The sequence below is a fragment of the Actinocatenispora rupis genome (assembly GCF_016861975.1).
Lineage (GTDB): Bacteria > Actinomycetota > Actinomycetes > Mycobacteriales > Micromonosporaceae > Actinocatenispora > Actinocatenispora rupis.
In genome coordinates this window covers 1-13,569 of sequence record NZ_BOMB01000003.1, presented here as the reverse complement: position 1 = coordinate 13,569, position 13,569 = coordinate 1, and the positions used below count along the sequence as shown (strand labels likewise).

The window sequence follows — 13,569 nt, the reverse complement described above, 5'->3', positions numbered from 1 at the left end:
CACTGAGCCCCGGCGCGGCCGCCGGGGTTGCGGAGGCCGCGCGAAGCCGCGTGGGCGACGCGTGGAGGTGCCGAGCCTCCACGCGTCACACCGGGTCAGGCGCGCGAGGCCGGGCTCTGCGTACGGGCCGGGTCGCGCTCCACGACGGGGTCGAGTACCTCGTCGATCGCGGCGAGCAGCTGGGAGTCGAGCTTCACGCCGGCGGCCTTGACGTTGTCGCGGACCTGCTCGGGCCGGGACGCGCCGATGATCGCGGACGCGACGTTCGGGTTCTGGAGGACCCAGGCGACGGCGAGCTGCGCCATGCTGAGGCCGGCCTGCTCGGCGAGCGGTACGAGCTGCTGCACTCGGCCGAGCACGTCGTCGTTCATGAACCGGGAGATCATCTGCGCGCCGCCCTTGTCGTCGGTGGCGCGGGAGCCGGCCGGCGGCTGCTCGCCCGGCTTGTACTTGCCGGTCAGCACGCCCTGCGCGATCGGCGACCAGACGATCTGGCTGATGCCGAGGTCCTCGCAGGTCGGGACGACCTCGGCCTCGATGACCCGCCACAGCGCGCTGTACTGCGGCTGGTTGCTGACCAGCGGCACGTGCAGCTCGGCGGCCAGCTTGGCGGCGGCGCGGATCTCCTCGGCCCGCCACTCGGAGACGCCGATGTAGAGCGCCTTCCCGGACCGTACGACGTCGGCGAACGCCAGCATCGTCTCTTCCAGCGGCGTGTCGTAGTCGTACCGGTGGGCCTGGTAGAGGTCGACGTGGTCGGTGCCGAGGCGGCGCAGCGAGCCCTCGATCGACTCCAGGATGTGCTTGCGGGACAGGCCGCGGTCGTTTTGCCCCGGGCCGGTCGGCCAGTACACCTTCGTGAAGATCTCCAGGCCCTCGCGGCGCTCGCCGGCCAGGGCCTTGCCGAGGACGGTCTCGGCGCGGGTGCCGGCGTACACGTCGGCGGTGTCGAACGTGGTGATGCCCTCCTCCAGCGCGGCGCGCACGCAGGCGAGGGCGGCGTCCTCCTCGACCTGGGATCCGTGGGTCAGCCAGTTCCCGTACGAGATCTCGGATACGACGAGGCCGGACTTGCCAAGGTGTCGGAATTCCATGCCCCGACCCTATCCCCGGCCGCGGGCGGGTACGCCCCGGTCGTGACACGCCCCATCCGTACGGCGCCCGGCCGGCGCAAGGTTCGATCGGCGTCGTACCATACGCGGAACCGGTCAACCGGTGGAGATCACCTCGGTCACCGGCCGTCCGGCGCACAGCTGTCCATTGTGGACAAAGCCCTCCGGTCGCCCGGTCAGCTCCGCCACCAACCGCTCCCGCCAGTACGTGACGCGCTCCGGTCGCTCGCCCGCCGCGTCGTGGCACTCGTGCGGATCGGCGGACAGGTCGAACAGCTGCTCCCGCCCCGATCCCGAGAACCACAGGTACTTCTCGCGCCCGTCGGTCAGCCAGTGCTGCGCCTCGTCGAACAGCACGTGCTCCCCGTGCAGGTACTCCCGCACCGGCGCGCCGCCGCCCCGCGCCAGCGGCAGCAGCGACCGGCCGTCCAGACCGTCCGGTGTGGACAGTCCGGCGCAGTCCAGCAGGGTCGGCATGACGTCGCGCAGCTCCACCACCGCGTCGGTCGCCACCCCGCCCGGCAGCGCACCCGGCGGACCGGCGAGCAGTAGCGGCACCCGGGCCGAACCCTCGTAGCCGTACGCCTTCCGGAACAGGTGGTGCTCGCCGAGCATCTCGCCGTGGTCGGAGGTGAAGCACAGCCACGTGTCCCGCTCCCCGAACTCGGCCAGCGCCTCGGCGAACCGGTGGACCTGCTGGTCGATGTGCGACATGTGGCCGTAGTAGCCGGCGCGGGCGCGGTGCAGCGTCACCGGGTCGTACACGGCGGCGTTGGCGTCCGGTTGCCCGTCGTCGCGCCAGGACTCGTGCGCCCCGACCCAGTCACCCACCACCGGCTCGTACTGCGGCGCCGCCAGGTACTGCTCGAACGCCCACGCCGGCGGATCGTACGGCGGGTGCGGGCGGTGGAACGACAGGTGCAGGAAGAACGGCACCGTCGGGTCGCGGCGGTACAGGAAGTCGATGGCCTCGGTGACGACCCAGTTCGTCGGGTGCAGCCGCTCGGCCCGGCCCCACGGCCGCGCCACGACCGAGTTGCACTGCAGCCCGTGCTCGGTGTGGTCGGCGTCCGGCGACTCGCCCGGCTGCCGCCGCAGCCAGCTCAGGTAGTCGTCGTGGAACCGCGGATCCCGTTGCCGCGCACGGGAAGCGTGCAGGTACCCGTCGTGCAGCACCACCTCGTCGAACCCGATCCGGTTCCGCTCCGGGTACGCGTGCAGCTTGCCGATCGCCCGCGTCTGGTACCCCTGCCGGGAGAACTCGCCGGCCAGCGTCACCGGGAAGTCCCACGGCACGCCGTCCCGGTAGCCGACCCGTCCGGTGTGCGCCGCGGACAGTCCGGTGTGCAGCGTGGCACGGGCCGGAATGCAGGTGGGACAACCGGAGTACGCCCGGTCGAAGCGCGCGCCCCGCGCCGCCAGCCCGTCCAGGTACGGCGTGCGTACGACCGGGTGGCCGGCGCCGGACAGGCAGTCACCGCGCCACTGGTCCACGGCCACGAGTACGACGTTGGGCCTCTGCTGCGACACGACGACCCCTCTGCTCGGCGGTGCGACACCGTGCGGATCCGGCTCCGCCCGACAACGGCACCGACCCGGATCCGGCTCTGCTGCGCGCAACGGTGCCGGCCGGAGACGGCTCCGCCGCGCGCGACGCCGCGACCGTACCGCCGGGTGCGGTGCGGTCGCGCTGGGCGGAACCCTAGCCGACGCCGGCACCCGATATTGTCGACCGAATCACTAGGGTATTGACGTGGCGGCAGTCTCTGGGTAATCGTGTAACCGGCTGCGGCCGGCGGCATCCCGCCACCGGCGCCGTACGACCCGTCGGCCACGCTTCCGGCCGCCACGGCGCTCGCTGCCGCGGTTCGGGCTGCCGCGTCCCGGCAGTCACGGGCTCCGGCGGCCAGGCTTCGGGCGGTCGGAGTTCCGCGGTCGCGGGCTCGGCACCCGGAGTCTGTGCGGTCCGGCTTGCGGGCGCGGAAGTGTTGTGGCGCAAGGGTTTCGAGTGCCGTGGCTCGAACGCCTGAAGCTCGGGAGTGCCGGGGTTCGGCCGCCTGAGGTTCGGGCGCGCGGAGGTTCGGGCGCGCGGGGTTGACTGCGGGGTTCGGCGGGATTCGGACGAGGAAGGGGCGGTGCGATGCGGCAGTACGACGGCCGGCCGCCGACGCAGCGCGACGTGGCGCTGCGGGCGGGCGTGTCCACGGCGACCGTGTCGTACATCCTGAGCGGGCGGCGGGACCGGGCGACGCCGGTGACGCCGGAGACGCGCGAGCGGGTGCTGCGGGCCGTCGACGAGCTCGGCTACCGGCTCAACCACGCCGCGCGCAGCCTCCGCCGGCAACGTACCGAGCTGGTCTGCCTGGTGTACCGGATGCCCGACAATCCGTGGGTGGAGCGGCTCACCGAGCAGATCCAGGAGGCCGGCGGCGCGCGGGGGTACTCGATGATCGCGCTGCCGTTGCGGTCCGAGCGGCCCGGCGAGCCGGCCCTGCGGGTGCTCCGCGAGCGGTACGTGGACGGTGCGGTCGTCGCGCCCGGCGCGCTGATCGAGCCGGCCGAGCTGGCGGCGCTGGCCGCGGCGGGCCTGGCGTTGCTGGTGTTCGACGACGACCTCGCCGCCGACTCGTACGACGTGGTCGACCAGTCGCAGGCGGCCGCGTGCCGGGATCTGGTGCGCCACCTGGTGTCCCGCGGTCACCGCCGCATCGGGTACCTGGCGCACGACATCGAACTGACCGCACCGGACGACGCGGTGCAGTCGCTGAAGTACCGGGCGGTCGCCGCGGCGCTCGCCGACGCCGGCGTACCCCTGCCGGCCGAGTTGGTACGGCCCGGCGCGGACGTGCGCGACCGGGCGTACACGGAGACGCAGGTGCTGCTGCGGTCGCCGGAGCCGCCGACCGCGCTCATCTCCGCCTCGGACCGGGGCGCGGTCGACGCGATCTGGGCGGCCCGCGACCTCGGTCGGTCGGTGCCGGGCGACCTCGCCGTCGCCGGTATCGGCAACACCGCGGAGGGTGCGGCGATCACCCCCGCCCTCACCACCATCGGCCTGCCCCGACTCGACTTCACCGCACCGGTCGACCGCCTGTTCGAGCGCATCGCCGCCGGGTCAGCCCTGCCGGGCGTACGGCTCGCCGAGCCGTGGCGGCTGATCGTGCGCGGGTCGGCGTAACCCCCTTCTCTCCCCGAGGGAGCCTCAGCATGGACACCACCCTGTCCCGGCGCGGGTTGCTGCGCGCCGGCGCCACCGCCGCCGTCGCCGCACCCCTGCTGGCCGCGTGCAGCCGCACTCCGGCCGCCGACACCGGCGGCGGCGACAAGACCTTCACCCTGTACTGGAACGCCGGCCACGGCTACGACGCGTACGCGAAGGTGGTCAGGAAGTTCGAGGCGGACCACAAGATCACGGTGAACTGGCAGAAGTTCCAGTGGCCGGACCTGCAGACCAAGCTGACCGCCGACATCCAGGCCGGTACGGTGCCGGACCTGGTGGAGGACGACGGCAGCGGCTGGCCCGTCACGTACGCGACGAGCGGGGACGCGCTGGCGCTGGACGACTTCATCGCCGCCGACGGCGAGAAGGTCGGGTTCCCGCACGACTGGCAGGACAACGCGCTGCGCAACGTGCAGTACCGGGGGAAGACGTACGGGGTGCCGCTGCACCTGACGTGCAACCTGTTGTTCTACAACAAGAAGATGTTCGCCGACGCGGGGCTGAAGGCGGCGCCGTCCACCTGGGACGAGTTCCTGTCCGCGGCGCGGAAGCTGACGCACGGCCAGCAGCACGGCGTGGCGCTCAACTCCGACTTCGGATACTCGTCGCCGTGGATCCTCCAGAACGGCGTCAAGTACTGGGATCCGTCGGCGAAGCAGGTGCTGACGCCCGCGGACAGGGCGGCCGAGGCGCTGGGCTTCCAGCACGATCTGATCCACCGGTACAAGGTGTCGCCGGTGCCGGTGGCCAGCTCGGACTACGAGGGGCCGGAGAAGCTGTTCGTGGCGAACCGGGTCGCGATGATGCTGAGCGGGCCGTGGGACTTCGCGCCGATCAAGCAGGCCGCGCCGAAGCTGGACCTCGGGCTGGCGCTGCCGCTGTCGCACACCGCGCGCGCCACGAGCTTCGCCGGCAGCGGCGTGTTCATCCCGGCCAAGGCCAAGCATCCGGACCTGGCGTGGGACCTCATCACCCGGCTCACCGCCCTCGACGTGGAACTGGCCGCCACCGCCGAGACCGGGATGACCATGCCGCGCAAGTCGTGGGCGGCGAACGCGACGGTCAAGGCCGATCCGCTGGTCGGCGCCGTCGCCAGGGCCCTCGCGTACGGGCAGAGCTGGCCGAACGGGATCGCCGCCACGGGCAAGGCGACGGAGGTGTCCGACGCCTGGAAGACCGCGTACGAGTCGACGATCCTGTCGAACGGCAGCGCGGCGCAGGCCGTCACCACGTTCCGCTCCACCGCGGCGAAACTCGTCGGGGGCTGAGCCGTGGTCGCCACCCTCGACCGGCGCGCGCCGGCGCCGGTGCGTACCCGGCGGCGCAGCCCGATGCGCCGCCGGCAGGCGCGTACCGCGTTCGCGTTCCTGGCGCCGGCGCTGGTGTTCTTCGCCCTGCTGTTCTTCTACCCGTTGGCGAACGAGTTCGTGACGAGCCTGTTCGCCGGCGCGCGGGCGGACGAGTTCGTCGGGCTGGGCAACTACACCCGGGCGTTCGGTGACGCGCAGATCCGCCACGCGTTCGCCGTGACCCTCCAGTACGGGCTGGGGGCGTTGGTGTTGAGCATCGTGCTCGGCCTGGTGCTCGCGGTGATCCTGAACCAGAACCTGCGCGGCAGGGCGGTGTTCCGCGGCATCCTGCTCGTGCCGTACCTGACGTCGGTGGCGATCGTGGGTCTGTTGTGGCGCAACATCCTCGACCCGCAGGTGGGTGTGCTCAACCGGGTGCTCGCCGCGGCCGGGCTGCCGCAGCAGCAGTGGCTGACCGACCATCCGCTGGCCACCCTGATCGGGATCACCGTCTGGCAGCAGACCGGGTACGTCACGGTCCTGTTCCTCGCCGGCCTCCAGGGCATCCCGCACCTGTACTACGAGGCCGCCGCCGTCGACGGCGCCTCGGTGTGGCGCCGGTTCCGGCACGTGACGCTGCCGCTGCTGGCACCGACCACGCTGTTCGTGTCCATCATCGGCGTCATCTCGTCGCTCCAGGAGTTCGCCCTGCCGTACCTCGTGACGGGCGGTGGGCCGGCCGGCGCGACCGACCTGTTCGTCTTCCGCGTGTACCAGACGTCGTTCGCGTTCCGGGACTTCGGCTACGCCTCGGCGCTGTCGTACCTGCTGCTGATCGTGATCCTGGTGCTGTCGGTGGTGCAGCTGAAGGTGGGGCAACGCCATGCGACGTGACAGCCTGTTCCCGGGCGCCCGGTTCGTCGGCTACGCGGTCGTGGTCGTCTGCTGCGCGCTGACCGTGATTCCGTTGCTGTACATGGTGTCCCTGTCGTTGCAGTCGGACGCCGAGGTGTTCGCCGGCAACCCGGTGCTGTGGCCGGCGCACCTGCGCGTCGACAACTTCGCGGTGCTGTTCTCGCGGGTGCCGTTCGGCCGGTTCTTCGTCAACAGCCTCGTGATGGCGGGCCTGGTCACCGTCGCCCACCTGGTCCTCGACCCCATCGCCGGGTACGCGTTCGCCAAGTTCTCGTTCCCGTTCCGGCGGACGCTGTTCGTCGTGGTGCTGTCCACGCTGATGATCCCGTTCTTCGTACGCATGATCCCGGTGTACGTGGTGTTCTCGCAGCTCGGCTGGCTGAACACGTACCAGGGGCTGGTGGTGCCGTTCCTGTGCGACGCGTACGGGATCTTCCTGATGCGGCAGTTCCTGTCCGCCTTGCCGGACGAACTGATCGACGCCGGCCGCGCCGACGGCGCCGGCGAACTGCGGATCTTCCTGCGGATCGTGCTGCCGCAGGCGAAACCGGCGCTGGCCGTACTGGCGCTGTTCACGTTCGTGTTCCAGTGGAACAACTTCCTCTGGCCGCTGCTCGCCACGACCACCACGGACATGCGGACCATGCCGGTCGGGCTGACCCTGTTCAACCAGGAGTACTTCACGCAGTGGAACCTGACCGCCGCCGGCTCGGTCGTCCTGTTCGTGCCGACCGCGGTGCTGTTCTTCTTCACCCAGCGGTACCTGGTCCGCGGTGTCGCCCTGACCGGCCTGAAATGAGGCAGCCGTTGACGAACGTCGTGGTGTTCCTGACCGACCAGCAGCGGTACGACACGATGGGGTTGCACGGCAACCCGCTGGACCTGACGCCGAACCTGGACCGGTTCGCGGCCGAGGGCACGTTCTGCCCGACCGCGTTCACGAACCAGCCGGTGTGCGCGCCGGCCCGCGCGATGATCCAGACCGGCCGGTACCCGACCGAGACCGGCGTGTACCGCAACGGGATCCCGCTGCCGGCGGACGCGGTGACGCTGGCGCACCGGTTCACCGGCGCCGGGTACGACACGGCGTACGTGGGGAAGTGGCACCTGGCCGGGACCGACGACCGTCCGGTGCCACCGGAATCGCGCGGCGGGTACGGGCACTGGCTCGCCGCCGACGTCGTCGAGTTCCTGTCCGACGCGTACGACTCGCGCCTGTACGACGGGGACGGGACGCTGCACCGGCTCCCCGGCTACCGGTCCGACACGTACGTGGACGCGGCGATCGACTACCTGGCCCGGCCGCACGAGCGGCCGTTCCTGCTGTTCGTGTCGCTGATCGAACCGCACCACCAGAACACCCGCGACGACTACCCGGCGCCCGACGGCTACCGCGAACGGTACGAGGGTCGCTGGGTGCCGCCGGACCTCGCCGCGCTCGGCGGCTCCACCCACCAGCACCTCGGCGGGTACTGGGGCATGGTGAAGCGGGTCGACGAGGGGTTCGGCCGGCTGCTGGACGCCCTGCACAGCACCGGACTGCGCGACGACACCGTCGTCTGCCACGCCACCGACCACGGCTGCCACTTCAAGACCCGGAACGACGAGTACAAGCGGTCGGCGCACGACGCGTCGATCCGGATCCCGCTGGCGTTCGGCGGTCCCGGGTTCGCCGGCGGCGGCCGGCACGACGGGCTGGTCAGCCTCGTCGACCTCGCGCCGACGCTGCTCGCCGCGGCCGGACTCGACCACGCCGACCTGCCCGGCCACCCCGTGCAGGCCGGACCCGGCCCCGCCGAGGTGTACGTGCAGATCTCGGAGTCCCAGGTGGGGCGGGCGATCCGGACCGCCCGCTGGACGTACGCGGTGCGCGCGCCGAACGCCGACGGCTGGGCCGACCCGTGCGCCGGCACGTACGTGGAGACCGAGCTGTACGACCTGGCCGCCGACCCGTACCAGCTCACGAACCTCGCCGGGTACGAGTCGCACCGGGCGCTGGCCGACACGCTGCGCGCACGGCTGCTGGCCCGGATGGCCGCCGCCGGCGAACCGGCCGCGACGATCGAACCGGCCCCGGCCCGCCCGTCCGGCCAGCTGCGCGTCGACTCCGGCGAACCGCGCTGACCGACCGCTGCCTGTCCGGCGACGGTACGTGCACCCGCATCATTGTCCGGATGGACGACTCCGCACCCGACGGTCCCGGCGAGCTGTTCCACCGCGGCACGACCGCGTACGACGCGGGCGACGAGGCGACCGCGGTGGCGTTGTGGGAACGCGCCGCGACGGCCGGGAACGCCGCGGCCCGGCACAACCTGGCGGTCCTCGCCGTACGGGCGGGCGACACGGCCGGCGCCGAACGCTGGTTCCGGCTGCTGGCCGACGACGGCGACGTCGACGCCCAGTGCCACCTCGGCGACCTGTGCCTGGACCGCGGCGACGAGGACGGCGCGGTCACCTGGTGGCGGCGCGCCGCCGACGGCGGCGACCCGGACGCCCTGCACAACCTCGGCGTACACGCGCTGCGCGCCGACCGCCCGGACGAGGCCGAGGCGTACCTGCACCTGGCGGCGGAGAGCGGCCACCCGGCCGCGGCGTACGCGCTGGGCGTGACGTACCACGAGCGCGGCGAGCGGACGGCCGCCCGGCTGTGGTGGGGGATGGCCGCCGACGCCGGGCTGCCCCAGGCCGAGGAGGCGTTGCGGGAGACCGGCGGCGAGCCCGACGACGGCGCCGAACCGGTCGAGGTGTCCGGCGCCGACGTGCGGGACGCGGCCGAGAGCGGCGACACCGACGCGATGATCGCCCTCGGCGTCCAGCACGAGCAGCACGGCGAGGCGGACGAGGCCGAACGCTGGTACCGGTCGGCGGCCGACGCCGGCGACGTCGACGGCGTGTACGCCCTGGCCAACCTGCTGCGCGCGCGGGGCGACACGGCCGGCGCCGAACGCCACTACCGCACCGCCGCCGAGTTCGGCCGCCCCACCGCCCAGTTCAACCTCGGCGTCCTCCGGTACGACCGGGGCGACCTCGACGGTGCCGAACACTGGTGGCGCACCGCCGCGGCGGCCGGCGAGCACGACGCGGAGTACAACCTGGGGAACATGCTGCTGCGGGACCGCGACCAGCCGGCCGAGGCCGAACGCTGGTGGCGCCGCGCCGCCGACGGCGGCAACCCGTACGTCCACTACAGCCTCGGCGTACTGGCCGTCGGCCAGGACCGCACCACCGAGGCGTTGCTGTGGTTCACCCTCGGCGCCGAGCAGCGCGAGCCCGGCAGCCTCTACCACCTCGGGCTGCTGCACGAGCAGGCCGGCGAGACCGACGCCGCGGCCGGCTGGTACCGGCGGGCCGCCGAGGCCGACCACGCCCGCGCCGCCAACAACCTCGCCATCCTGTACCACCGGGCGGACGAGCTGGCCGAGGCGCGCACCTGGTACCTGCGGGCGATCGAGCTGGACGACACCGACACCCGCGCGATGTTCAACCTCGGCGCGCTGCACGAGACGCGCGGCGAACTCGCCGACGCCGAACGCTGGTGGCGCCGCGCCGCCGACGGCGGGAACGCCGGTGCGCTCCGCGCCCTCGCCGACCTCGCCGACGGCGCCTGACCGACCGATCCGCGCGGGCCGGGCCGGGCGCGGGTGGCAGGGTCAGAGGACGGGGCGGCTGTCCCGGAGCATGCCGTCGATCTCGGCGAGGATGCCCGCGCGGGTCGGCTGGTGCGGCTCGACCAGGACCCGGCCCTGCCGGTCCAGCAGACCCCAGGTACCGGGCTCGCCGCGGACCTTGCCGGCGTCGGACGGGTGCGGGTAGACGGAGTCGTCCAGCAGGATCAGGAAGCCGACCGGGTGGATCTGGATGTCCTCGTAGCAGGGCTTGACGATCTCCCGGCCGGTGGTGTCGAGGACGCCGCGGCGGCCGATCCGGTCGACCACGGCGAGGCGTTCGGCGGTGAACCCGTTGACGTGCCGGCCGTCCGTGGTCGTCGTGCAGAAGTAGTCGTAGTCGAACGGCACCGCGGTCTCGCCGTACCGGTCGACGGCGCCGCACACGTCGCCCCGGCGTACGACGGAGACGCCGTACTGGAAGGGGCGCGGGTCGGTGTAGCCGGCGGGTGGCACGGCGACCTGGCCGTCGACGGTCACCGCCTGCCACGAGTCGGGTGCGTCGTCGGCGCGCACCCAGGCCAGGCCCTCGCTGAACGGTTCGACCGAGCGCCACCGCAGCGGCCGCGTCAACGACTCCCCGGTACGGTCGATCACCTCGCGGCCGAGCGCGCCGGCCCGGCGTACCCAGGCCTTGCCGTCGCTGAAGGGCATCGCCTCGTCGAACAGCGGGCCGATCAGCTCGCCGCCGCCGGGATGCTCGTACCGCCAGCGGCCGGTGGCGGTGTCGCGCTTGGCGACCGGGGTCGCGGGGTGGCCGAGCAGTTCGGGCAGGGTCCGCCGGTACGGTCCCCAGCCGCCGCGCGTCGCCTGCGTGAGTACCGCGTCCAGCGCGGTCTCCAGCGTGGCCAGGAACTCGGCGTCCGCGTCGGGCCGCAGCGCCAGCGCCTTCTCGAAGTGTTCGCACGCCTCGATGTACCGGCCCTGCTCGAACGCGCACGTCCCGGTCACCTGGTGGATCGCGGCGCGCAGCCGGGCCGGCAGGTCCATCGACGAGGCCAGCGCGTACTCCCGGTCGGCCGCGGCGTGCTGCCCCGCCACCTGGTACGCGTGGGCGAGCCGGGTACGGGCGATCGCGGTGCGGCGCAGGCTGCCGGTCGCCTCGGCGTGGTCGACGGCGCGCTTCCCGTCGTCGAGCGCGGCGTCGAGTTCGCCGAGCAACCGGTGCGCGACGGAACGCAGCCCGTACAGCCGGGCGAGGGCGGCGTTGCCGGCGGTGATCGGCAGTTCCTGGCTGAGCGCGGCGCGGGCAGCCTCCACCGGCTCCCGGTCGTCGATCAGCTCCCGCAGCGTCTCCGGGTCGAGCCGCCACGGAAGGGCCGCGAGCGCGACCTCCGGGTCTGCCGTCACAGCCCATATCGTGCCGGATCTGCGTTTGCCCTGTGCACCGGTACCGCGGCGGATTTTCTCTCGATCCGGCACCGGTACGCACCGGGATTGCTTTCCCACGGTGCGTACCGAAATGCCGTGGTTGCGGCCATCCAGCAGCTCAGGTCGCCGCGGCGGCGACACCCAGCGCGCCGAGCAGTACGGGCAGCGACCGGTGCAACTCGCGCTGCCAGTACGGCCAGGAGTGGGTGCCCGGTCCGTAGAAGTCGGTGACCAGGCGGTTTCCGGGCAGGGCGCCGAGCCGGCCGGCCAGGTGCCGCCCCTCCGCCAGGAACAGCGTCTCGTACGCGCTGGTCGCGCCCGGCGGATCGAGTGGCCCCGCCGTACCGTCCCCGCAGGACAGGAACACCGGGATCCGGCGCAGCGCGGACGCCAGCTCGTACGGGTCGTGCGCGGCCCAGATGTCGCGCTGTGCCACCGGATCGCCCCACAGCGCGTCCGGGTCGGCGCCCTGGCCCCGCGCGATGGACAGCACGTTCTCCGGCCCGCCGGGGGAGTACAGCGGGTCCACGACCCCGGAGTACGAGGCGGCGGCGCGGAACATGCCGGGGTGGCGCGCCGCGTACGAGAGGGCGCCGAAGCCGCCCATGGACAGCCCGGCGACGACGCGGTCCGGGCCGGCGCCGTAGCCGTGTTCGAGGATCTGGCGCAGTTCGGTCAGGTGGAACGTCTCCCACGCCGGGGCACCGCCGGCGCCGTGGTTCCACCAGTTCGAGTAGAAGCCGGTACGGCCCGCCTCCGGCATGACCACGAGGACGTGCCGCAGCGCCGGGATCGCCGCCACGTCGGTCGCCGAGGTCCAGCTCGTGTAGTCGCCGCAGCAGCCGTGCAGCAGCCACAGCGTCGGCCAGTGCCGGTGCGTACCGGCGGTCCAGCCGTCGGGGGTGAGCAGCCGGACCGGCGCCGTCGTACCGAGGGCGGGGGAGGAGACGGTGAGGTCGAGCTGCCGGTCGGCGACCTGCCGCGTCGCGACGACCCGCGCACCGTCGGCGGCCGGGCGCGCGACGGCCAACGGCGCGGCGACGGGCAACGATGCGGCGACGGCCGACGGTGCGGCGACGGCCGGTGGCGCCGCGGCGAGCCCGGTGATGAGGACGGCGGCGGCGAGCGCCGCCAGGATGCGTACCCGCATGGGATCACCTCGCTGGGGATGCCGGGTCCGCCGCGGACGCCGCGCCGGACCCGGCCGGATCGGTACCGGCGGTTCCCGTCCGAGGGAACGGGCACCGCCGGTCGGGGTCACCGGATCGTCAGGACAGCGCCTCGCGTACGGTGCCGCCGGCGACCGCGCACCACGTCGTGGTGTCCAGCGAACCGGTGGCCGGCAGGCCGTGCAGCTGCTGGACGGCGGTGACGGCGGCCTTGGTGGCCGCGTCGTACGTGCCGGTGGCGCTGAGCTGGTACCCCTTGTGCGCCAGGATGGTCTGGGCGCCGGTGACGGCGGTGCCGGTGGCGCCCGGCGCGAGGGCCGGCACCAGCGTCTCCCACGTCGGTGTGGTGAACGTGGCGTCCGGGTCGACGGGGATGCCCTGCTTGGACTGCCAGTTCTGCACCGCGTTGACGGTCTTGGTGTCGAACGTGCCGCCCGCGGTCAGCTTGTAGCCGTGGGAGTTCAGCAGGTACTGGCCGAGTTGGACGACGGGGCCGCCGACGAACCGCCAGATGTCGGGCCAGCGCCGGGCCGGCGCACCGGACGCGGACTCGCCGAGCCCGGTCTGCACACCCCGCCGCAGCGCCGGGAACTGGCGGTAGAACGCGATTCCGGGGCAGTCGGTGTCGCGGAAGTCCCAGTGTCCGAAGATGTCGTACGCGTGCAGCCGGTACTGCTGGCACACCGCGACGCACAGCTTGGTCAGGGCGTCGGTCAGGGCCTGGGGTGGGGTTTCGGTGATGTAGGTGCCTTCGTTTTCGATGCCGATGGCGTTGCCGTTCTCGCCGGGGCAGTGCGCGGCGACGACCTGCTGCTGGCCGCCTTCGAG

The 13,569-nt window shown here is 73.0% G+C and carries 11 protein-coding genes; 6 read left to right on the top strand and 5 right to left on the bottom strand.

Annotation, left to right across the window (positions count from 1 at the left end):
• Positions 1 to 95 precede the first annotated feature (95 nt).
• Both Aru02nite_RS02820 and Aru02nite_RS02815 read right to left on the bottom strand, forming a co-directional pair.
• On the bottom strand, positions 96 to 1,094 hold the full coding sequence (locus Aru02nite_RS02820) for an aldo/keto reductase family protein (protein ID WP_203654651.1): 999 nt from the start codon (positions 1,092 to 1,094) through the stop codon (positions 96 to 98).
• A gap of 114 nt (positions 1,095 to 1,208) precedes the next feature.
• The gene (locus Aru02nite_RS02815) at positions 1,209 to 2,642 is read right to left on the bottom strand and encodes an arylsulfatase (RefSeq protein WP_203654649.1); all 1,434 of its coding nucleotides are present in this window, start codon (positions 2,640 to 2,642) and stop codon (positions 1,209 to 1,211) included.
• Positions 2,643 to 3,252: 610 nt separating this feature from the next.
• On the opposite strand from Aru02nite_RS02815, the gene Aru02nite_RS02810 reads away from it, so the two are divergent.
• From Aru02nite_RS02810 to Aru02nite_RS02785, 6 genes are read left to right on the top strand one after another with little or no spacing between them, the layout of a single operon-like run.
• Complete coding sequence (locus Aru02nite_RS02810; RefSeq protein ID WP_203654647.1) at positions 3,253 to 4,290, top strand: LacI family DNA-binding transcriptional regulator; 1,038 nt, start codon at positions 3,253 to 3,255, stop codon at positions 4,288 to 4,290.
• 29 nt (positions 4,291 to 4,319) lie between these two features.
• On the top strand, positions 4,320 to 5,600 hold the full coding sequence (locus Aru02nite_RS02805) for an extracellular solute-binding protein (protein ID WP_203654645.1): 1,281 nt from the start codon (positions 4,320 to 4,322) through the stop codon (positions 5,598 to 5,600).
• A gap of 3 nt (positions 5,601 to 5,603) precedes the next feature.
• Positions 5,604 to 6,515, top strand: a complete 912-nt coding sequence (locus tag Aru02nite_RS02800; RefSeq protein ID WP_203654643.1) for a carbohydrate ABC transporter permease — start codon at positions 5,604 to 5,606, stop codon at positions 6,513 to 6,515.
• Positions 6,505 to 7,335 carry a carbohydrate ABC transporter permease gene (locus Aru02nite_RS02795; protein WP_203654640.1) on the top strand — a complete coding sequence of 277 codons (831 nt, stop codon included), beginning with the start codon at positions 6,505 to 6,507 and terminating at the stop codon, positions 7,333 to 7,335. Before Aru02nite_RS02800 ends, Aru02nite_RS02795 begins: the two co-directional genes overlap by 11 nt.
• Entirely contained in the window at positions 7,332 to 8,660 is a 1,329-nt protein-coding gene (locus tag Aru02nite_RS02790; protein WP_203654638.1) for a sulfatase-like hydrolase/transferase, read from the top strand. The genes Aru02nite_RS02795 and Aru02nite_RS02790 overlap by 4 nt, the downstream gene beginning before the upstream one ends.
• A gap of 50 nt (positions 8,661 to 8,710) precedes the next feature.
• Positions 8,711 to 10,144 (top strand): tetratricopeptide repeat protein, encoded by a 1,434-nt coding sequence (locus Aru02nite_RS02785; RefSeq protein ID WP_203654636.1) that lies wholly within the window; start codon positions 8,711 to 8,713, stop codon positions 10,142 to 10,144.
• 42 nt (positions 10,145 to 10,186) lie between these two features.
• Here Aru02nite_RS02785 and Aru02nite_RS02780 read toward each other — a convergent pair whose 3' ends face one another.
• The 3 genes from Aru02nite_RS02780 to Aru02nite_RS02770 form a co-directional block, all read right to left on the bottom strand.
• Positions 10,187 to 11,551 carry a WG repeat-containing protein gene (locus Aru02nite_RS02780; RefSeq protein WP_203654634.1) on the bottom strand — a complete coding sequence of 455 codons (1,365 nt, stop codon included), beginning with the start codon at positions 11,549 to 11,551 and terminating at the stop codon, positions 10,187 to 10,189.
• A gap of 139 nt (positions 11,552 to 11,690) precedes the next feature.
• Positions 11,691 to 12,722, bottom strand: a complete 1,032-nt coding sequence (locus tag Aru02nite_RS02775; RefSeq protein WP_203654632.1) for an alpha/beta hydrolase — start codon at positions 12,720 to 12,722, stop codon at positions 11,691 to 11,693.
• A 118-nt stretch (positions 12,723 to 12,840) separates the two neighbouring features.
• Positions 12,841 to 13,569 (bottom strand): peptidoglycan recognition protein family protein (locus tag Aru02nite_RS02770; protein WP_203654630.1); only part of this gene is annotated, 729 nt, incomplete at its 5' end.

Excerpts from the sequence above, each read along its gene's own strand:
- Aru02nite_RS02775 (WP_203654632.1), bottom strand. The coding sequence starts at position 12,722 with ATGCGGGTACGCATCCTGGCGGCGCTCGCCGCCGCCGTCCTCATCACC.
- Aru02nite_RS02805 (WP_203654645.1), top strand. The coding sequence starts at position 4,320 with ATGGACACCACCCTGTCCCGGCGCGGGTTGCTGCGCGCCGGCGCCACC.
- Aru02nite_RS02785 (WP_203654636.1), top strand. The coding sequence starts at position 8,711 with ATGGACGACTCCGCACCCGACGGTCCCGGCGAGCTGTTCCACCGCGGC.
- Aru02nite_RS02790 (WP_203654638.1), top strand. The coding sequence starts at position 7,332 with ATGAGGCAGCCGTTGACGAACGTCGTGGTGTTCCTGACCGACCAGCAG.
- Aru02nite_RS02795 (WP_203654640.1), top strand. The coding sequence starts at position 6,505 with ATGCGACGTGACAGCCTGTTCCCGGGCGCCCGGTTCGTCGGCTACGCG.
- Aru02nite_RS02810 (WP_203654647.1), top strand. The coding sequence starts at position 3,253 with ATGCGGCAGTACGACGGCCGGCCGCCGACGCAGCGCGACGTGGCGCTG.
- Aru02nite_RS02820 (WP_203654651.1), bottom strand. The coding sequence starts at position 1,094 with ATGGAATTCCGACACCTTGGCAAGTCCGGCCTCGTCGTATCCGAGATC.